Origin of the sequence: Bradyrhizobium forestalis (assembly GCF_002795245.1) — a bacterium.
GTDB lineage: Bacteria > Pseudomonadota > Alphaproteobacteria > Rhizobiales > Xanthobacteraceae > Bradyrhizobium > Bradyrhizobium forestalis.
In genome coordinates this window covers 1-17841 of the sequence record NZ_PGVG01000024.1, presented here as the reverse complement: position 1 = coordinate 17841, position 17841 = coordinate 1, and the positions used below count along the sequence as shown (strand labels likewise).

27 protein-coding genes are annotated in these 17841 nt (G+C 64.2%); 19 read left to right on the top strand and 8 right to left on the bottom strand.

What is annotated here, in order from left to right; genetic code table 11:
• Positions 1-122 precede the first annotated feature (122 nt).
• The 4 genes from CVM73_RS25090 (at position 123) to CVM73_RS25075 (ending at position 2416) form a co-directional block, all read left to right on the top strand.
• Positions 123-1118: an SH3 domain-containing protein gene (locus CVM73_RS25090; RefSeq protein WP_100234521.1), complete on the top strand. Its 996-nt coding sequence runs from the start codon at positions 123-125 to the stop codon at positions 1116-1118.
• A gap of 171 nt (positions 1119-1289) precedes the next feature.
• Complete coding sequence (locus tag CVM73_RS25085; protein WP_167407050.1) at positions 1290-1571, top strand: hypothetical protein; 282 nt, start codon at positions 1290-1292, stop codon at positions 1569-1571.
• Positions 1572-1818: 247 nt separating this feature from the next.
• The gene (locus CVM73_RS25080) at positions 1819-2025 is read left to right on the top strand and encodes a hypothetical protein (protein WP_018322958.1); all 207 of its coding nucleotides are present in this window, start codon (positions 1819-1821) and stop codon (positions 2023-2025) included.
• 73 nt (positions 2026-2098) lie between these two features.
• Complete coding sequence (locus CVM73_RS25075; protein WP_167407049.1) at positions 2099-2416, top strand: hypothetical protein; 318 nt, start codon at positions 2099-2101, stop codon at positions 2414-2416.
• 25 nt (positions 2417-2441) lie between these two features.
• Here CVM73_RS25075 and CVM73_RS25070 read toward each other — a convergent pair whose 3' ends face one another.
• Both CVM73_RS25070 and CVM73_RS25065 read right to left on the bottom strand, forming a co-directional pair.
• On the bottom strand, positions 2442-2786 hold the full coding sequence (locus CVM73_RS25070; RefSeq protein ID WP_100234519.1) for a DMT family transporter: 345 nt from the start codon (positions 2784-2786) through the stop codon (positions 2442-2444).
• A 179-nt stretch (positions 2787-2965) separates the two neighbouring features.
• Positions 2966-3631 carry an O-methyltransferase gene (locus CVM73_RS25065; protein ID WP_100234518.1) on the bottom strand — a complete coding sequence of 222 codons (666 nt, stop codon included), beginning with the start codon at positions 3629-3631 and terminating at the stop codon, positions 2966-2968.
• A gap of 97 nt (positions 3632-3728) precedes the next feature.
• Between CVM73_RS25065 and CVM73_RS25060 the strand changes: the two genes are divergently transcribed.
• Both CVM73_RS25060 and pdxY read left to right on the top strand, forming a co-directional pair.
• A complete protein-coding gene (locus CVM73_RS25060; RefSeq protein ID WP_100234517.1) occupies positions 3729-4364 on the top strand; it encodes a TetR/AcrR family transcriptional regulator in 636 nt (211 codons plus the stop codon).
• Positions 4365-4423: 59 nt separating this feature from the next.
• A complete protein-coding gene (gene pdxY / locus CVM73_RS25055; protein ID WP_100234516.1) occupies positions 4424-5242 on the top strand; it encodes a pyridoxal kinase in 819 nt (272 codons plus the stop codon).
• A 4-nt stretch (positions 5243-5246) separates the two neighbouring features.
• On the opposite strand, the gene CVM73_RS25050 is transcribed toward pdxY, so the two are convergent.
• Positions 5247-6566 (bottom strand): M15 family metallopeptidase domain-containing protein, encoded by a 1320-nt coding sequence (locus CVM73_RS25050; protein WP_100234515.1) that lies wholly within the window; start codon positions 6564-6566, stop codon positions 5247-5249.
• Between the two features lie 305 nt (positions 6567-6871).
• On the opposite strand from CVM73_RS25050, the gene CVM73_RS25045 reads away from it, so the two are divergent.
• From CVM73_RS25045 to CVM73_RS25035, 3 genes are all read left to right on the top strand, one after another.
• The gene (locus CVM73_RS25045; protein WP_167407048.1) at positions 6872-7036 is read left to right on the top strand and encodes a Flp family type IVb pilin; all 165 of its coding nucleotides are present in this window, start codon (positions 6872-6874) and stop codon (positions 7034-7036) included.
• Between the two features lie 152 nt (positions 7037-7188).
• Entirely contained in the window at positions 7189-7392 is a 204-nt protein-coding gene (locus tag CVM73_RS25040) for a hypothetical protein (protein WP_100234513.1), read from the top strand.
• A gap of 170 nt (positions 7393-7562) precedes the next feature.
• Positions 7563-7817, top strand: a complete 255-nt coding sequence (locus CVM73_RS25035) for a hypothetical protein (RefSeq protein WP_100234512.1) — start codon at positions 7563-7565, stop codon at positions 7815-7817.
• A gap of 95 nt (positions 7818-7912) precedes the next feature.
• Here CVM73_RS25035 and CVM73_RS25030 read toward each other — a convergent pair whose 3' ends face one another.
• Complete coding sequence (locus CVM73_RS25030) at positions 7913-8263, bottom strand: zinc ribbon domain-containing protein YjdM (RefSeq protein ID WP_100234511.1); 351 nt, start codon at positions 8261-8263, stop codon at positions 7913-7915.
• Positions 8264-8373: 110 nt separating this feature from the next.
• Entirely contained in the window at positions 8374-8547 is a 174-nt protein-coding gene (locus tag CVM73_RS40485; protein ID WP_167407038.1) for a hypothetical protein, read from the bottom strand.
• A gap of 213 nt (positions 8548-8760) precedes the next feature.
• On the opposite strand from CVM73_RS40485, the gene CVM73_RS25025 reads away from it, so the two are divergent.
• The 7 genes from CVM73_RS25025 to CVM73_RS24990 all read left to right on the top strand — a co-directional run bounded on the left by CVM73_RS25025 (position 8761) and on the right by CVM73_RS24990 (position 13907).
• The gene (locus CVM73_RS25025) at positions 8761-9111 is read left to right on the top strand and encodes a c-type cytochrome (protein WP_146006656.1); all 351 of its coding nucleotides are present in this window, start codon (positions 8761-8763) and stop codon (positions 9109-9111) included.
• 167 nt (positions 9112-9278) lie between these two features.
• Entirely contained in the window at positions 9279-9800 is a 522-nt protein-coding gene (locus CVM73_RS25020) for a VOC family protein (protein ID WP_245452422.1), read from the top strand.
• A 48-nt stretch (positions 9801-9848) separates the two neighbouring features.
• The gene (locus CVM73_RS25015; RefSeq protein WP_100234510.1) at positions 9849-10466 is read left to right on the top strand and encodes a cell envelope biogenesis protein TolA; all 618 of its coding nucleotides are present in this window, start codon (positions 9849-9851) and stop codon (positions 10464-10466) included.
• 271 nt (positions 10467-10737) lie between these two features.
• Positions 10738-11274, top strand: coding sequence for a helix-turn-helix domain-containing protein (locus CVM73_RS25005; RefSeq protein ID WP_100234508.1), 537 nt, complete (start codon positions 10738-10740; stop codon positions 11272-11274).
• A 71-nt stretch (positions 11275-11345) separates the two neighbouring features.
• Positions 11346-11627: a hypothetical protein gene (locus tag CVM73_RS25000; protein ID WP_100234507.1), complete on the top strand. Its 282-nt coding sequence runs from the start codon at positions 11346-11348 to the stop codon at positions 11625-11627.
• Between the two features lie 209 nt (positions 11628-11836).
• Positions 11837-12343: a hypothetical protein gene (locus CVM73_RS24995; RefSeq protein ID WP_100234506.1), complete on the top strand. Its 507-nt coding sequence runs from the start codon at positions 11837-11839 to the stop codon at positions 12341-12343.
• A gap of 523 nt (positions 12344-12866) precedes the next feature.
• On the top strand, positions 12867-13907 hold the full coding sequence (locus tag CVM73_RS24990) for an acyl-CoA desaturase (RefSeq protein ID WP_100234505.1): 1041 nt from the start codon (positions 12867-12869) through the stop codon (positions 13905-13907).
• Positions 13908-14010: 103 nt separating this feature from the next.
• Here CVM73_RS24990 and CVM73_RS24985 read toward each other — a convergent pair whose 3' ends face one another.
• Complete coding sequence (locus tag CVM73_RS24985) at positions 14011-15036, bottom strand: hypothetical protein (protein ID WP_100234504.1); 1026 nt, start codon at positions 15034-15036, stop codon at positions 14011-14013.
• A 298-nt stretch (positions 15037-15334) separates the two neighbouring features.
• Between CVM73_RS24985 and CVM73_RS40725 the strand changes: the two genes are divergently transcribed.
• The 3 genes from CVM73_RS40725 to CVM73_RS24970 all read left to right on the top strand — a co-directional run bounded on the left by CVM73_RS40725 (position 15335) and on the right by CVM73_RS24970 (position 16306).
• Positions 15335-15547, top strand: coding sequence for a hypothetical protein (locus CVM73_RS40725; RefSeq protein ID WP_245452421.1), 213 nt, complete (start codon positions 15335-15337; stop codon positions 15545-15547).
• 18 nt (positions 15548-15565) lie between these two features.
• The gene (locus tag CVM73_RS24975) at positions 15566-15862 is read left to right on the top strand and encodes a cytosolic protein (protein WP_100234502.1); all 297 of its coding nucleotides are present in this window, start codon (positions 15566-15568) and stop codon (positions 15860-15862) included.
• 165 nt (positions 15863-16027) lie between these two features.
• Positions 16028-16306: a hypothetical protein gene (locus CVM73_RS24970; protein WP_146006655.1), complete on the top strand. Its 279-nt coding sequence runs from the start codon at positions 16028-16030 to the stop codon at positions 16304-16306.
• Between the two features lie 130 nt (positions 16307-16436).
• Here the strand turns inward: CVM73_RS24970 and CVM73_RS24965 are convergent, their stop codons facing one another.
• The gene (locus CVM73_RS24965; protein WP_100234500.1) at positions 16437-17105 is read right to left on the bottom strand and encodes a phasin family protein; all 669 of its coding nucleotides are present in this window, start codon (positions 17103-17105) and stop codon (positions 16437-16439) included.
• A 157-nt stretch (positions 17106-17262) separates the two neighbouring features.
• Positions 17263-17778, bottom strand: coding sequence for a ParB N-terminal domain-containing protein (locus CVM73_RS24960; protein WP_100234499.1), 516 nt, complete (start codon positions 17776-17778; stop codon positions 17263-17265).
• Positions 17779-17841 lie beyond the last annotated feature (63 nt).

The window sequence follows — 17841 nt, the reverse complement described above, 5'->3', positions numbered from 1 at the left end:
TGAACGGCGAATGAATATTGAACCGCGCGCGGCCTGCATCTCAATCTTTCGACGGCTGCGACCGCCCTGCGCGGAACGCCCGTTCCGCTTGCGCGTTCCGCCTCCTAGAGGAGGAACACGCCATGAAACTCAAGAGCGTTTTACTTGCTGCATTGCTGCTCGTCCCGACGGCCGCGCTGGCCGCGCCGGGCATCGTCACCGTCTCGACCGGCCTGCGTGCCGGACCGGGCACGGGCTTTCCCCTGGTCGATCGCATCCCCGGAGGTGCCCGCGTCAACATCCATGGCTGCCTGCGCGGCAATGCCTGGTGCGACGTCAGCTTCTCCGACGATCGCGGCTGGGTGTCATCGCAATATCTCGAATATCTCTATCGCAACCACTACGTCTATCTCCCCGACTATGTCGACGAGATCGACGTTCCCGTCGTGCCCTTCGTGCTGACCTCGTACTGGTCGAGCTACTATTCGGGACGTCCCTGGTACCACCGCCATGCGTATTGGAATAATTACTGGAGCTCGCATCAGCGCTTCGCGACGCGGATGACGCTCGATCCGAGCGCGGCCCGCATCGGTCGCGCGGCAACGCGCGATGCGGCGGTCGCACTCGAACGCAGCGGCGTGCGCGGCAAGGGCGAGGCCGCAATCTCCAGACGTGACGCCGCGACCGCAGGGCGCGACGCTGGGATCGCGAAGCGCGACGCTGCGATCGCAAGGCGCGACACTGCAGTGACAGCCGACCGGACGCGTGCCGGACGGAGCGAGCGCCTCGTGCATGAGCGGACCAATGTGCAGACTCGCAATCCGCGCGATGCTCAGGCACGCATGATGCACGACCAAGCCGCGAGCCGCGCTGCGGTGCGTGCCCAGCCGATGGCGCGCGCGCACGAAGCGCCGCGTGTGTCGGCTGCACCTGCCGCACGGCCCCAGACGCCGCATGTCGCGCAGCCGAATGTGAGTCACGGTGTGCCGATGAACGCGCGCGCGCAGATGCCGGCGCCGCGCGCGGCTGCACCTGCCATGCCGCGCGGCGGTGGTGGCGGCGCTCCGCACATCAATGCTGCGCCACGTGGCGGCGGAGGCCCGGCCGGCGGTCATGGCGGCGGTCACGAGAAGCACTAGCGCTGCCTCAAGGAAAGCCCGGCCCTGGCGCCGGGCTTTCTGCTGATTTGATCCGGGTTCCGTGCGCGTACAATTTAAGAAAGTTCTTCGCGGGCAGATTTCATCGATCGTAATATGTCTACCCAAAGCTGTGCGCATCCACTCGGGGCAGCGGGGCACCGGAGGATGATGATGAGACAGAGCCAAGCGGAGACGCGCCGTCAGCAAAATGTCGCGAAGCGGTCGATGACCAAGGAGGCCAAACAGCTGGCCGGCCTGATTGCCGGACTGCGCAAATCCCTCGAAGCGATCCACAAGGAACGAGCGAGCACGAAGCTCACCGGCGCCGAGATGGGTTTGCTCGACGAGCGCCGCAACAATCTGCTGCTCACCATTGCAGCCCTCGATGACCGCCTCTCGGCGGTGCAAGGCCTGATCAATCTCGGCCGCCCCCATATTATCCGCGTGCACTAGCGCTTAGGTCATTTTTTAAGCATGACCTCCGCGCAAACGCGTTCCGCGTTTGTCGCGAGGGAAAACCGCTCCGCACCTTGCGCTGACGCGGCCCTTCGGGGCCGGATCATGCTTTGGCGCCGATCCGACGCAGCAGGATCGGCTCCGCTGCCAATGGCACGGGGCCGGCCATACCGCCTGCGGATGGCACCAAATTGCCACGCTCCCGGCGAATTGCCGCCAAAGCCCGCTGCCACGAGGAGGCCGGGTGCAGGGCGACGCAAGGGGATGCGAATTGGCCTACAAGATGGTCGCAGAACGCGACAACGAGAAGTACAGTTTCGCCCGCGAGAGCCGGCTGCTCATCGTGGCGAAGGCGAAAGTGTGGGCGAGTGAGGGGTGGCGGGTCGTCATCACCGACCAGGACGGCAAGGCCTATGCGCCGCCCGAATTCGATCAGCTGTCCGCAGCCTGATCGCAAGACGGGGCGAGGGGGACGACATTTGACGTCGCTGTTTCGACCGGGGCGCGAGCTGACCGCGCCCCTGATGCTTCTAGCAGCCGCAGTGCTGACGGCGACCGCCGCCGTCGCGCAGAATCTCGACGCCGGCAAATCGCCCGCGAAGCTCTTCGCTGACGGCTGCGCGTCTTGCCATCGCAGCCCACGCGGTCTTGCCAAGGGGCGCTTCAACCTGACGCTGTCCTGGTTCCTGAAGGACCATTACGCGACCAGCTCCGACTCGGCCAAGGCACTTGCCGCCTATCTGGAGTCGGTCGATGGGCCGCCGCTCCGGGCCGCAGCCAAGCCCGGTGCAAAGGCACCCCGTTCTGCGCCGCGTCCGCCCAAGCCGGTGCAGAGCCAATAACCGCGCGCGCCGCGGCGTTCCGGCATCAACGCACCGTAGTCTCCGAGAACAGGTTGATGATCACGACCCCTGATACGATCAGCGCAATGCCGACGAAGGCTGCGGCGTCCAGTATCTGGCGGAACAGTACGAACGAGACGGTGGCGGTCAGGATGATGCCGACACCGCCCCAGATCGCATAGGCGATGCTCAACGGGATGACCCGGATCGCCACCGACAGCGCGTAGAACGAGGCGACGTAGAACAGCGCCATCGCCAGCGTTGGCCAGGGACGGGTGAACTGCGCGGACTGCTGCAGCAACGCCGACGCGGTGACCTCGAACACGATGGCGAGGGCGAGAGCTGCGTAGGCATTGAAGGCGGAGGTCATGAGCCTCTCGGCGTAAGAAAGAGACCGCGTGGGACGGGCTTTTTGCCGCGAGCCGATATCATGTGTCGGTGACGAACCTGCGACATCATGCGGACGGGACTCGTCGACCTGGGTCGAGGCAACACGATTGCCGCCCCGCGATGAATCGTGCGGCGGCGTCGAGATGCTTCGATGCGGCGCTAGCTGATTCGCACGGACAGCTCGACGTCGTCGGCGAAGGCCGTGGACATGTAGCCGCTTCCAGGCTTGCGCATGCGTGCCAGATAGTCGGGGCTGTCGTCGGCATTGTCGGCGACGATGATCGCGCCCGGCCTCAGATGGTCCTCGAGCAGATCAAGGATATCCGGATAGAGCCCTTTGGCGCCGTCGAGCAGCACGAGATCGATCGTATCGGGCAGGTCGGTGCTGAGCGTCTTCAGCGCGTCGCCTTCGCGGATATCGACGAGGTCGATCAAGCCGCCGGCCGAGAGGTTGCCGTGCGCCCGCGCTGCCTTGGACGGTTCGAACTCGCTGGTGATGAGACGACCGCCGCCATTGTCGCGCAAGGCTGCGGCAAGGTGCAGCGTCGAGATGCCGAATGAGGTGCCGAACTCCACGATGGATCGGGCGCGCGAGCTGCGCGCCAGCATGTAGAGCAGCGCTCCGGTTTCGCGCGAGACCGCGAGCGGCGCGTCCTTTAGGCGTGCATAGAGGGGGCGATATTCGGTCTTGCTCCGCATCATCCGCGCCCGGTCGGCATCGGACAGATCGGTGACGGCGGCCAGCGTTGCGCCGCTTGCTGCTTCGGCCTCGTCGAACAGTCGATCCAGCAGCGGCGCAAGCGATGTGATGGTTGATGTGGTCATTTGGTGTCTCCAGAGTTCGTGGCGAAGCGCGTGCTTGCATGCAGACGGAAATACGACTAATTCGTCGCATTTCCTATTCGCATTGCTCGCAGGCGCCATGGCCGACCGTCGAAGCCGTTCAATTTCCTCACGAAAACAGCCGCAACAGGCCCGCTCGACGGAGCTGGTGGCGGCCATCCTGGATGCGGCTGTTCAGGTCCTGGCGAAGGAGGGGGCGCAGCGTTTCACCACGGCGCGGGTGGCGGAGCGGGCCGGGGTGAGCGTCGGGTCGCTCTATCAATATTTTCCAAACAAGGCCGCGATCCTGTTTCGTCTGCAGAGCGACGAGTGGCGGCGCACCAGCGAGCTGCTGCGCGGCATCCTCGCGGATCAGGCCAAGCCGCCACCGGCGCGTTTGCGCGCGCTGGTCCATGCCTTCATCCGCTCCGTGTGCGAGGAGGCTGCGATCCGCACGGCCCTCAGTGACGCCGCGCCGCTCTATCGCGACGCGCCCGAGGCGCAGGAGGTGCGGGCGGCCGGCAAGGGCATCGTCGATGCCTTCATGCGGGAGGCGCTGCCAAAAGCCTCCGATGCGACGCGCAGCCTCGCCGGCGAGCTGATCACGACGACGCTCAGCGAGATCGGCAAGCGATTTTCGGAAACACCGCGGAGCGAGGCCGAGATCGCGCGTCATGCCGACGGGCTGGCCGACATGTTCTGCGCCTATCTCGGGGAGCTTGCACGCGCAGTATGATCTTTCGTGAACCGGGGCGCTCTTGCGTCGTCTGACGATTGACCTTACGGACCTCTCTCATGCTCGTCATCTCCATTCAGAGCCAAGTGGTCCACGGCCATGTCGGCAACAGCGCGGCTGCCTACGCCATGCAGGCGGAGGGCGTGAATGTTGCGGCGGTGCCGACCACGCTGCTGTCCAACCATCCGCGCTATCCGAGCCTGCGCGGGCGGGTGCTGGAGACCGAGCTCGTCGCCGATCTCCTGAAGGGCGTGGAGGAGCGCGGTCTCGTCGACGAGGCGGCCGTGCTCGTGACCGGCTATCTCGGCTCGCCCGGCAATGCCGCTGTGATCGCCGATTTCGTCGAGCGGGCGCGCACGCGGAATGCGAAGCTCGTCTATCTCTGCGATCCCGTGATCGGCGACGACGGCCGCGTCTATGTCGCGGACGGCATTTTGGACGTTGTCCGGCACCGGCTGCTGCCGGCGGCGAACCTCACGACGCCGAACCAGTTCGAGCTCGAATTGCTCTCGGGAGCCACGATCGCCGATGCTAAGGGCCTGAGTGCGGCGTGCGCGGCGCTGGCAGGGGCGGGACGCACCGACGTCGTCGCCACCGGCTGCACGCTCGCTGATACGGCGGCGGGGCAGGTGGAGACGATCCTGTGCGCCGACGGGCGATTGTCGCGCTTTGCGACACCGCGCCTGCCGATCCGCCCCTATGGCACCGGCGACCTCCTCACCGGGCTGATCGCGGCGAATCTGGCCAAGGGCGAAGCGATGGAGTCGGCGGTACGGCTTGCGGTCGACACGATCTTTGCGGTGCTGGTGCGCACGCAGGAGACCGGCTCCGCCGAGATGCGGCTCGTGCCGTTGCCGACGGCGGGACGCAAGCCGTAACCGGTCAGGTTGCGCGCTTGGTCGCGGATTGCGCCGATTTCTGCGGCTTGGCCGGGCTCTTCTGCTCGCGCGCGGCATGGGCCTTCGGCGGCCTGGCGCTGGCGACAGCCCGCGGCTTCTTCGGCTTGGCGCTGGCAACTTCCTTGCGATCGGAGGTGCCACGCTTCGAGATGTATTCCTGGCCGTCGATCGGGCCGACATGCGGCGGATCGCGGTCGAGATAGGGGCGGCCGATGCCGAACGCCTTGCCGTTGGCGTCGACCCACTTCCACAGGATCTCGGTCGAGACCCAGCGCTGCGCGCGGTTATTGCCCTGGGTGCTGACGATGTCGGCCGCCATGCCGTGGCCATAACCGCCCCGTGTGCTGCCGCCATGATAGGAACGGTCGGAGGCGGCCTTCAGGCCGCTCGCGATCGACTGGCGGTAATCGTCGCGGAATGCGCTGGTGATGCCAGGCGACAGGCCCGCGGCTTCGGCCGCGAGCAGCGTGCGGAACAGCTTCTGCTTGAAACTCTTGTCCATGCCGCCGATGACGTAGTCCATCATTGACATGCCGGCGCGCTCGGCTGCCTTCGGATCCTTCCAGGTGAAGTCCTGATCGACCAGCTTCGTGAAGCTGCGCATCACCGTGACGGTCTTGCCCTTGCGCTTGACGGTGACGGCGCGCCGCTCCTGAACCCTGATCGTGTCTTCCTTGGCGGTGCGCTGATAAAGCGCCCAGAGATAGCGGTCGATGCAGGCATCGACGATGAAGCATTCGTCGAGCACGGCGATGGTGTCGGCAGGCGGTGACGCGTTGCTCGCAGGCGCGACGGGGCCACTCGCGATCGCCGCGGGGGACAGTGTGTCCGTCGTCACGATCTCGGTGTGATCGGCTGATGCGAGCTTGACGGGTTCTGGCGCAGGGGCGGGGGCAGCCTCGCTGATGATGGACTCCGGTTCAGGCGAAATCTGCGGCGCGGGCGCCGCCTCCGTCGGCAGGATCAGCACAGGGTCGGCCGAGGCGAGCTTGATGGTGGAGGCGGGCCCCTCGTTCGTTGTTGCCTGCGCTGTCTCTGCCGGGGCAGGCGCCGCAGCGACGGCGGCGGCGATGTCTGCGGTCAAGGCGATGCCGTCCTCGATGGTGGCAGCGCGCGGCACGTCGGCCAGGTCGATGCGGCCGAGATCCTTGGCGCGATCCTTGGCGCGCGAGACGGCAGCTGCATTGGCGCTGCTGTTCTCGATCAGGGCAGGCGCATAGGCGGAGAGAGAAAACGCCAACCAGGCGGCGAGAACGGCCGAGGGGCACGATACCGCCACCAGAAGAGACCGCCGATCGTTCATGATCCCTGCCTCCAAACGGTTCTGTTCGAACCATCCGGTCCGAACAGTCATGATGCAAACAGTCTTGACGAAAACAGGCTTGCACGGAAAGGCACGCAGCGCGTCGATTGTTCGGGGGACGGTGTGGCAGCGCAATGGCGCAAATCGACGAATGCGGGCTTTTCGCGGCGGGTGTTGCCAAGGTGCAACGCGGGTTCCGTGACAGTCCCGGCGGAACCTGTGTGAAAAGGACGGCTACACGCGGCATTGTCGTCAATTTGCAACGATTGCACTTACGCAATCTTGGATTGTAGTCGCCTGTGAGTTTGACATGCATATTGGCCAAATTCGTCGCCGATGAATCCGGCGCCACCGCGGTCGAATACGGCCTGATCGCAGCCGGAATCGCGCTCGCCATCATCGAGGTCGTCTACGCTCTCGGCACCGATCTCGTCACAAAGCTGCAATCACTGGCGACGGCGTTGAAATAGGCTCGGCATCCTCCGCCTCGCGTCATGGACGCGCAGCGTCGCTGCGCGTGCAATGACAGTTCTGTTGCATCGCTCAATTCGCCTTTGTCTGATGCGATGTTTTGCCCGACGCCCTGCCGCAACTTTGCGGCGGCCGGAGCGTTGGAGGCGCCATGACACATTCCTCGCTTCGTCCTATGACCGACTTCGATCCCACCGAGCCCGCCATCCTGCATGATCGTCTTTCGGACACGATCATCACCTGGACTGCCGATCAGGCCGATGACTACCGGCGTGCCAGCCGGCCCGGCGCGGATGGAACCGTGGCCTGGAAGACCTATCTCTTCGATGGCTGGGGCAACGTGCTCGGTGGCTGAGCACCGCCCATAAAAGCGCCATGTCGCAGCCGGCGTGATTCGTCCAAGGCCTTGTACGCATTAGGCATATCGCCATGCATCTAGTGCGGTATTGCAATGCAACAAAGTATGTCGCATTGCAGCAAAGCGCGCCTAAATATGCTCCGACTCTCATCCTTGGAGCATCACCAATGAACAAGAAGACTTTGTCGATCGTCGCCGCCATCCTGACGATCGCGGGCGGTACCGCGGCGGTCGCCGCCGAGCTGCCGACTTATGAGGCCAACGGTTTCCCGGTCTCCCCCATGCAGGTGCGCGTGCTCGGTGCTGCGCATGTCGAGCAGCAGGTCGCGGCGCCCACCACGGTCGCCTCCGCCCACCAGGCGAAGGTGCTCAGCCCGCGCAAGGTGAAGACCGCTGACGTCACCACGGGCGCGGCCCGCTGAACTGACATCGCGTGAAGGCAGGTGGGTTCCGCGGAGAGGCGGGATCCACTGCCTCACGTGCCTCTTCGACGTTGCAGCGGTGAAGCTGGCGCGAGCTACGCCTTCCTCACGAACTCCGATTTCAGATTCATCGCGCCGATGCCGTCGATCTTGCAGGCGATGTTGTGGCCGTCGCTGGCGTCCTGCAGGCGGATGTTGCGCACCTTGGTGCCGCCTTTGACGACCGAGGACGAGCCCTTGATCTTGAGATCCTTGATCACGATGACGCTGTCGCCGTCGGCGAGCACATTGCCGTTGGCATCGCGCACGCCGGCATCCTGCGCCGTATCTGCGGCCGCTTCCGCCGCGCCGCTCCATTCATGGCCGCATTCCGGGCAGACCCAGAGATCGCGGTCCTGGTAGGCGTGCTCGGAGTTGCAGGTCGGGCATTTCATCGTGTCGGTCATGACTGGTCTCGTCTCGCGGTTCGTTCGCGGCGCGACCGTAGAGGCGGGGACCGGGAAAGCAAGGAAAAGCTGCGAACGGCGCCGGCTGGTCTCGCCTTGCCGGTGCGATATCACCGAAACAGCGCGACGAAGATCACGTAGAGCCAACCCAGGATGCCGTGGATGATCGCCCACAGGATCGAATGGTTGTCTGTGTAGGAGATCGCGATGGCGAGCGCCGAGCCGAATCCCACGCCGTATTTCGCGCCCTCGACGCGGACGCCGTAATAGCGATTGCCGTTCATGGTGATGTCTCCTGACCCTCGCATGAGCGCTGAGCCTATGCGATCGCCGTGATCTTGGCGACCGGCCCGATCAATGAGGCAATGTCGCCCTCGCGAGTTGAGCCGTATCAAACGGTGGGAGCAGCCATCCGCTGCTTCCTTGACGCAGATCAACCTGGCCTGGCGGTGCAAATCTAGGCTGGTTCAGAATGTCAATCGCGGTGAGGCTTGGCGATGTCGCACAGTGTTCGAATCTCCATTGGCATCGCCATCCTCATCGCCTTGTCGGTGCTGTTTCTCTTCAGCCTCGTCCATACCGCCGCCGGGGCCTCCTCGCGCACGATCGCCGAGGGCCATCGCCTGGCGCAGGCGTGGTGCCAGTCGTGTCACGCCGTCGAACCGCACATGGCCGGTTTCTTCGACGAGGCCCCAAGCTTCCAGGCCATCGCCGACCGGCACGGCACCACCGCGCTGTCGCTGAAGGTGTTCTGGCGGACCAGCCACCAGAACATGCCGAACCTCGTGATCTCGCCGGAACAGGCCGAGGCGCTTTCGGCTTACATCCTGAGCCTGAGGGGGGACTGAGGGCGCGGCCAGACCAATTTGGCGAAAACAACCCCATGCACAGTAGACATCGCTCTGGAATCGCTCGGGATTTTTTCGGACTTCGGCGATTCCGAATAGCGTTTGCTCCGTCGGGCAAAACAGTGGCATGATGCCATGGTGGCGCTTGTCCGGTGGCGAGGAATTTCATGCGCAGCCCGGATGGAGCGTCAGCGAAATCCGGCACTGAAGATGCGGCACCATCCCGGATTACGCTGACGCTGCATCCGGGCTACGCTCGCTCCGCAACGCGCGACGAGCCCGCCATGACCTTCCTCCTCAACATCGATGTCCCGGATGTCGGGACAGCGACAACCTTCTACACCGAGGCCTTCGGCCTGACGGTCGGCCGCCGCTTCGGCGCCGACTTCGTCGAGCTGCTCGGCTGGCCGGCGCCGGTTTATCTGTTGTCCAAGCAGGCCGGCACGGTCGGCGCCGGCGGCGACCGCCGCCGCTATGAGCGGCACTGGACGCCTGTGCATATCGACGTCGTCGTCGACGATGTCGATGCTGCCGTTGCGCGTGCGCTCGGCGCGGGTGCGATCCTGGAGGCGCCCGCGCGCGATGCGCCCTATGGGCGGATCGCGATGCTGGCCGATCCGTTCGGGCATGGCTTCTGTCTGCTGGCGTTCAGCGCGCAAGGGTATGACGCGTTGCTTGGGAGCTCGTAATCCGGGCTACGATCGCTGGCGGACAGCGAAGCTACAAATCGGAGCGACATGCCAAAGAAACTGAAGACCTACCAGACCTCGCTCGGCTTCTACGATCAGGCGATCGCCGCCCCCTCGATGAAGGCGGCGCTTCAGGCCTGGGGCGCCAGCTCCAATCTCTTCCATCAGGGCGTCGCCAAGGAGACCGATGATCCTGATATCATCGCCGCGACGATGGCGAAGCCGGGTGTCGTGCTCAGGCGTCCGATCGGCTCGGACGGTCCGTTCACCGAGAGCGCGGAGCTGCCGGCCGATCTCGGCGAGGGCGAGGCCAGGCCCAGACGTGAGCTCAAGAAGCGTCCGGCCAAGACCGCAAAGAAACAAGCGCGCAAGATCGACGATCGGGCCGCGCGCAAGGCGGCCGCGGCATTCGAGAAGGAGGAGCGGCGGCGCGAGGCCGAGCGTCGCAAGGACGAGGCCGCCCGCGCCAGGGAGCGCGCGCGCCGCGACAAGGCGGTTGCTGCAGCCGAAGCGGCGTTGGCCAAGGCGAGGCGCGAGCACGAAGCGAAGGCCGAGGAGATCGAAGCCGAGCGAGCCGCGCTCGACGAGCGCGCCGAGGCCGAGCAGGCCCGCTGGGACAAGCAGAGGAAGAAGCTGGAAGAGGCCCTGCGCCGCGCGCGAGAGTGATCGGCAAGTAGCAAGTAGCCCGGATGAGCGAAGCGATATCCGGGACCTTTGTTGCCGCGCCATTCCCCGGATGTCGCTGCGCTCATCCGGGCTACGAGGCTGCGACACGCGAGTAGGTGACGCAGATGGGGAGGAATTCCTTTACCATGCCGTCCGGTCTCGGCCGCATCGCTTGCCGTTTAAGAGTTGCAGGAAAATTCTGCGGTACCTTTGCCCCGAATATGCCCGCGTCGGATATGCCCTTCGCCGCCGCAAGCTTTTGGGAGCTGTCATGAGCGATCATCGCGCCGCCGTCAGGCATCACACGCTGAGGACCGGCATGGTCGAATTCGACAACGGCAGCGGCAGCACCGTCAGCGTGCCCTGCACGGTCCGCGATGTCTCCGGCACCGGCGCGCGCCTCGAGCTCAACTCGTCGCTGTGGGTCGCCGAGCGGTTCACGTTGATCTTCAGAAGCGGCCTGCGCAAGGACTGCCGGGTCGCCTGGCGCAAGGGCCGGCTGATCGGCAGTGCGTTCGTCGACGGCTATGCGGGCGCGGACGAGCAGGCGGTGATGATGACCGCGGAGGAGCAGGCCCGGCACCGGCTCGGCATCGGTGCGCGTGTCAAGGCTGCGCGCGAGACCCGCGGCTACACCGAGGCTCAGCTCGCCGAGCACATCGGCGTCGCGCCGGGCTTCCTGGCGCAGGCCGAGAAGGGCGAGGCGGACATTCCGCTCTACCAGCTGATGCACATCGCAGATTTGTTGATGGTCGGTCTCGATGAGCTCGTTGCCGGCGCGGCGCCTGAGGATGTGGATGCGGCGTAGGCGTTCGCGCGCGAATTGGCTTGCCTTGCCTCGCGTCCTTTTGCACTCTCCTTGGGGAAGGAGACCAACACATGAAGAAAAAGACCGTCGCGTGTGCGCTCGGAACGGCGCTGGTGCTGGGCAGCCTTGGGATGACGGGTGCTGAAGCCCGGACGCGGAAGGCTGTCGTCGTTCGTGAGCCGCAGCAGAGGCTGATCGTCACGGCGCCCGTGCTGCGGCCGACGCCGTGGGACTACAATGTCGTTCCACGATATCGTTATCGCCCTGAAGACGACCGGGTCGATCCGTACGGCCCGCCGCTGGTGCCGTCGTACGTTCGCTATGAGGGATGGCGATGGCCGTACTGGTGGTGAGTCACGATCACATTCCAAGTTCGCGCGAAACCTTCCTTCTTCCCAGAGGTTTACGCTTGTAACCCTACCATCGCTGCGTGCAGCGTTCAGCGCTCTCGAAAAGCGGCAAACCTGAGACTGTCAAGGACAGATCGGGGTAGAACGGCACTTATCCCCGTAATAAACCCAATGCTGCTTGGGGTTCTGGGCGCTTATTGGGAGGATCAGTCATGGCAAGTGTTGAACAATTGCGCAGACGGGACGGTGTAAACTTGGTCCAACTCGAAGCGGACATTGCGTCGATCCGCTCGGGAAGCTCTATTACTTCAATTGCGCTACCTGATTACGTCGAGCACACCGCGGGCGTGTCGCGCGTCGGCGCGCTCAGTGCAGAGGCGGTCATTCGCGACTATGAGTCCGCTGCAAAAGAGATCGAGGCCATGGGCACCGAGTTGATCGACGCCGCGCAAAAATGCGAGGCGCTGACAGCCCAGGTTCATGATGCGATCGCCTTCATGCGAGAAACGGCGGCGGGGTATCGTGAAGAGGGACGGAAGATCTTCAAGCGCATCGAAGAATGCGCGCTGTTCACCGAAGACGTCCGCAAGACCTGCGAGCAGGTCAAGCGCAGAATGACCGAAGTCTCGTTCGGCCCATCCTCCGATGAGGAGCTTGCGCCGCAAGAGCCCGAGCTGACCGGGATCGCCGCCAAGGTGACGATGAGCGAGATACCGTGAGGCGGGCGTAGAGTGTAGCTCGCAGGATGGGTTGAGCTCTGGCTGAAGCGGCCATCGCGCGCGTCGATGCGGATTGCGTTCGCTCGTCGAGCCAAGTCGCTCCACCCATCCTGCGGCCTGCAGCTTGTCATCCAACCGCCGTCGTCCGCCGCAAGCCCGCAGAAATTGCCGCTTCATCGCGTTGACCCTGGCGAGCTCTCGCATTTGAGAGCGGGTCCTGCGGCCATCCCTTCGAGACGCCCGCTTGAGGCGGGCTCCGCAGGATGAGGACGGAATGCGTGACAGCAGGTTCAACGGGCACCGTGCAGCGTAGCCTCATCCTGAGGAGACCGCGGAAGCGGTCGTCTCGAAGGACGAGGCGTGCGTTCAGGCGTCGCCACGGTGCATTGCCCTCTCTGTCTGGCCGCGTCGTTTCAGGCCGCAGCTCCGTGCTGCCAAGGCCGACCCGGGTCCTTGCGAGAAACAACCCCCGGCTGTACGCTGCACCGCAGAAGAGTGCATCTGCGTGAATGGATCGGCTGAAATGACCGTGGTTGAGAGCGTGGCGTCCGAGCAAGCGGCGGAGCCGAAAATGCCACCGGGCGTGCTTGTCGAAGGCCCGGTGGTCGACGCCAAGTTTCGCGATTCCTACATCTCGTTCGCCATCATGATCGGAGGCTCGATCGCGGCGCTGGTCTGGGCGTTCTGGCAAGGCATCGGCCGGGTGGAGGTCTCGGTCTTCGCCGGCACGTTCGTGCTGTCCACGATCGGGATCGGCTTCATGCATCGCTACTTCGTGCACCGCAGCTTTCGCTGCGGTCCGGTGATGCGGACGATCTTCGCCGCGCTCGCGACGATGGCGGTGCAGGGCTCGATCCTGAAATGGGTGAGCAACCACCGGCGGCACCATCTTCACTCCGACAGGCCCGGCGACGTTCACAGCCCCTATTATGACGGCGCCGGCCATCCCTATACCAGCTTCGCCAAGGGCATGTCGCATGCGCAGGGCGGCTGGGTGTGGGACCGCGAGACCACCGATGCCGCCTACTACGCCAAGGACATCCTGGCCGACCCGATCGCCATGTTCTTCACCAGGACACGCTGGTACTGGTACGCGCTGTCGGCGCTGATCATTCCCGGCGCCATCGGCTACGCCCTCAGTGGCGTGCACACGATGGTCGGCTGCATCCTGTTCTCCGGCCTGTTCCGCAGCTACCTCATGACCATGGCCACCTCGCTGGTCAACTCGGTCTGCCACAGCGACGGCCGCTACGGCTACCGCCGCTTCGAGACCAATGACGGCACGACCAACGAGCTGGTGACCACGCTGCTGACGTTCGGGGAGGGGCTGCACAATAACCATCATCGCTTTCCGCGCGATGCGTATCTGTCGCACGCCTGGTACGAGATCGATATGAATGGGTTGATCATTCTCGGGCTGGGCAAGCTCGGGCTGGTGCATGATATTTTTGGAGTCGGCAAGCGTCAGCAGTCGACAGCAACCGATGTGGAGCAGGGTGGGGCCGTCGCGAGTCAGAACGCATTCGACGGCGTCGCAGAAGACCTTCGCTCGGCTGGAAGGTAGGCTTGCGCGAATAACGCCGTCGATCGAAGGCGAGCCGAAGCCGCAGCTCGTCAGGTTTCAAATCCAATCGCACGTTCGGGAAACAAGCCGGCGCCTTGCGGGCTCACCAATCCGGATCGCCGTAATAAGGATCGGCCATGTAGGGCGGCGGCATCCAGGGGCCTCGCGGCGGCGGCCTAGGCCGCCGTGGCGCAGCGTCTGGTACGTGCGCCCGGGCACGCGCAGCCGTATCGTTGTTCACACTGCGCACGACAGGCTTGGCGCCTGCAGGCGCCGATGATGCCGATGACGCGCTCAGTTGCGTTTGCAGCGCCTGCACCTGCGCGGCAAGGCGCGCATTGTCCGCCGCATCCTTCTCCTGCGCCGTCTTGAGCTGCTGGATGGTGTCGGCCTGCTCACGCAGGGTCTGCTCGTTGCGGCTTTTCAGTTGCTCGAGCTTGCCGCTGATGTTCGCGAGCTCGCTCGTGATGGCCTTGAGCGATTGCGCGAGTTCGGACGATGACGCCTCAGGCGCCGTGGCGCCGGGCTTTGGGGTGCTGTCCGTTTCCTTGGCGACCGGCGGCGCGGGCACCGGGCTCGGCTCATCCGCAGCAGCCAGCAATACGGCCGGCGGCTGCGCCGGACCTTCCGCCGCGGACGCTTGCGCGGTGCTGCTCGCGGCCGGCGGAGCCCATCGTGCCATGATCGACATGCTGATCGACCTGGCCTCATCGCGATATTGCGAAGCGAAGGCGGCACCGAGCAGGCCGACCGCCAGCACGAGGCCGGCCAAGGCACGCATCATGGTCCGGTCTCCCTTCAAGCCTTGATCGCGAGGCTTGGCATTTGAAACCTTGGCATTCGGAACCTCGGCATCCGGCGTCGGCGCCTTGTTTCCGGGAGTGGCGGCTGCGATCGCACCAAGGCTCGCGTGCGAGGCCCGCGGGCCTTCGTTGTCGCGTTCCATTCCGGAAACCAGCCGGTCCAGCCGCGCAAGGTCTTCCTCTGCGCTCTTGATCCGGTCGTAGGCCCGCGCCAGCCCGCCGTCGGCGCGCGCCTCGCCCGGCTTGACGGCATCAGGCGTGACGGCATCTGGCTTGCCGGTATCAGGTTTGGGGTCGTTCGTCTCAGGCACCGATGCACTCTCCATCCGGTCGGGCGTCAATGGGAGGCAGTCCGATCGCTGGGAAGGATAGGTCTCGCCGCTATCAGACACAACGCGCGTGCAAAGGAGAAATTATGGCGGGCTCGGCACACGATGCGCGACACGGCGCTGTCGCGCGATCGCTTTGAATCTTCTGGCGCTGAAACAGCCGGGGGCTGCTTCCCCAGGTATCCCTACGACGTGCTATGCTATCGTGGGAGGAATCGCAATGAGGGTCCCTACCGCGATACTCGCCCTGCTTCTTTCAAGTCCGGCCGCCGCCCAGGAGTGCCAGACATGCTCAATGGCCGACGCCTGCATGAAGGAATACGCCAAGACTACGTCGGAGGCCCTACGGGCCACCAAGCAAGGCATCCGGGATTGGAAGCAGAATCTGGACAGAAAGGCCTCTGCAGAATTGTCCAGCAGGGGTATCCTCGCATTGCAAGACGCCATGGAGGCACAGGTTCGTACGGAGCTGGAGCGCCTGAAGGAGTGCCTGGCGAAGATCAGGTAGGGTGCAAAGGAGGATCCGATGAAATCGCTTTTGCTGCTTACGGCGAGCGGTCCGCTGCTTGTTCTCACCTCGCACGAGTCCCTGAACGACCTGAAGCTTCTTGGGGTGCTCAGGCAAAAAGGTATCGGCAAGTTCGTCGCGTTCGAGGTTCCCTTGTCGCTCGCCAGGGAGCGCTACGGCGGGCACTTTCAGGCGGTTGAAAGCAACCTGCACGAGACCGATGATTTGAGAGTGCTCGACTTCAATGGCCAGCGGGTGTTTCAGCTCTTTCGTTTCGAAGAGCTCGGTTCACCGATCCTGATCGAACAGTCGTGATCGGTTTTGCCTTGCGGCATGATCTGTTTCGAAAAACCCGTTCATGGCGTTGCGGCGGCGAAAGGGACCAGTTGAGCGGCGCTGGTCTCGCCATGAACGTTCGCTGAGGGGAACGGGCGCTGGCTCATTCCGTTCTCTTGGGGGGGCTTGTTAGAGGAGGACAACATGAAAGCAACGATCATCGCGCTTTCGGCTGCCGTTGTCATGGCTACAGCCCCAGCCGTGTTTGCTCAGGGTGTATCGAGCAAGACGCCAGGTCATGAGATGCAGCAAATGGGTTCCAAGACGGGCGAGCCGGGCGCTTCCAGCTACGCTCCTGGGCATAAGAAGAAGCATCACGCGAAGTCCGCGAAGCGCACCAGCCCCGGCGCGTCGAGCTACGCTCCAGGTCAAACCACCGGCGCGAGCACGAGGCCGACCACCGGCTCGAAGTCAGGGTACTGAACTCCAGGCGGTCCTTAAGCGCGTAGGGTGGTCGAGCGGAGCGAAGCCCCTCAACGAATGATGGGTTTCGCAAGGATATTGCCCATCCTACGGGCTTCCGGCCCCGCGGCGCTGGAATACGCAGCTGTCGTTACTGACGTATCGCGCGGATTTCGAGCGTCGTCTGGGTGAGCCTGGCCACGAACCCCTCAAGATGCATGACCCTTTGTCTGGTCAGTTGTTCATGCAACTCGGCGATCTTCTGGGATTCGGCGACAAACGAATCGCACGCGTGCTTCGCGTACTCCATCTGAAGCTCAAAGGCCTCGACGGGTGAGCGCGCCGTCGCGAGCTTTCCCAGGAAGCTCCAGGCGTGCTCGAGCGACGTCCTGATGTAGCCGCTATAGGCGTCGGCAATCGCCTGCGTGCTGGCCTGGAAGGGTTCGATCGGTGCGACGGGCGGGCTTGCAGCGATCTCCATCCCGGAAGCCTTGCCCGGCAAGGCTGCAGCCGAAGGTATCTCCGCACTGATGTGGCGGCTCGGCTCTTGCTCGGTCACTTGCTCGGGCTCTTGCTCGTTCTCTTGCCTGGTCTCCGCCGAGGCATCCGGCAATTGATGCGCTGCACTTGCGCGTTGCTCGCCGGCCCCGGTCCGATGTCGGGCCTTCTTCTTGCCGCCGCGCCGGCCGGATTTTCCCGTTGGCTTGTTGTCCACCGCACTCAACATTGCAAATGGCTCCTGAATATCGATGAAGCCGCGAGCCTCCGCCGCGTTTGCGCTGAAATCGCGATTGTGGGCTGTCGCTTGCGTGGCGGCCATGTGGTGAGATTTTGCCGCTGCACCTTCGATGCATCCGGCAAGACCTAGCCGATCCAGCGCGTAGGATGGGTTGACCCCTTGCGAAACCCATCATTGTCTTGGTTGCTGTTGATGGGTTTCGCTCCGCTCAACCCATCCTACGAGCTGCTCCCGGCCATCAATAGCGGCCGCCGCTGCTCTTTTGCTGCGTGATCCAGTCCGACAATGTTTTCGGTGTCGATTTCGCAGTCCGGCCCGATGATGCCTTCGGATTGTCGCGGACGCCTTTCGCCGGACGGGTGCGCGGCGCTTCCGCCTGCCTGACGCCCTTCAAGGCAGAAGTCGATGCCTCTGCGGCTTCCTTCTCCAGGCGCAACTGCTTCAATCGCGCCATCTTGATGCGCTCTGCCTCGACTTCCGGTCGCTCGGCGAGCAGCGGCTTGTGTTGAGCAAGCTCGGCCGGGACCAGGACACCGAGAATGGTCGTCTCGCCGAGCGCCTTGCAGGCTTCGAGCCGATGCAGTCCCTCGACCAGAACGATGCGGTCTCCGTCGCGCCGAACGGAAATGGGGGCCTGTTGTCCGATCTCCAGAATGCTTTCCGCGATCTCCGCGACGATCTCGGGCTTGATGGCTTTCCTCTGCTTCGTGGGAACGAAGATCTTCTCGATCGGGAAGCTTTCCGGTGTGGGCATAGTTTGACTCCGCTTCTACCGGGCCCGACGGAACTGATGCCGGTGGGGGTGGGAGTTTAGGGG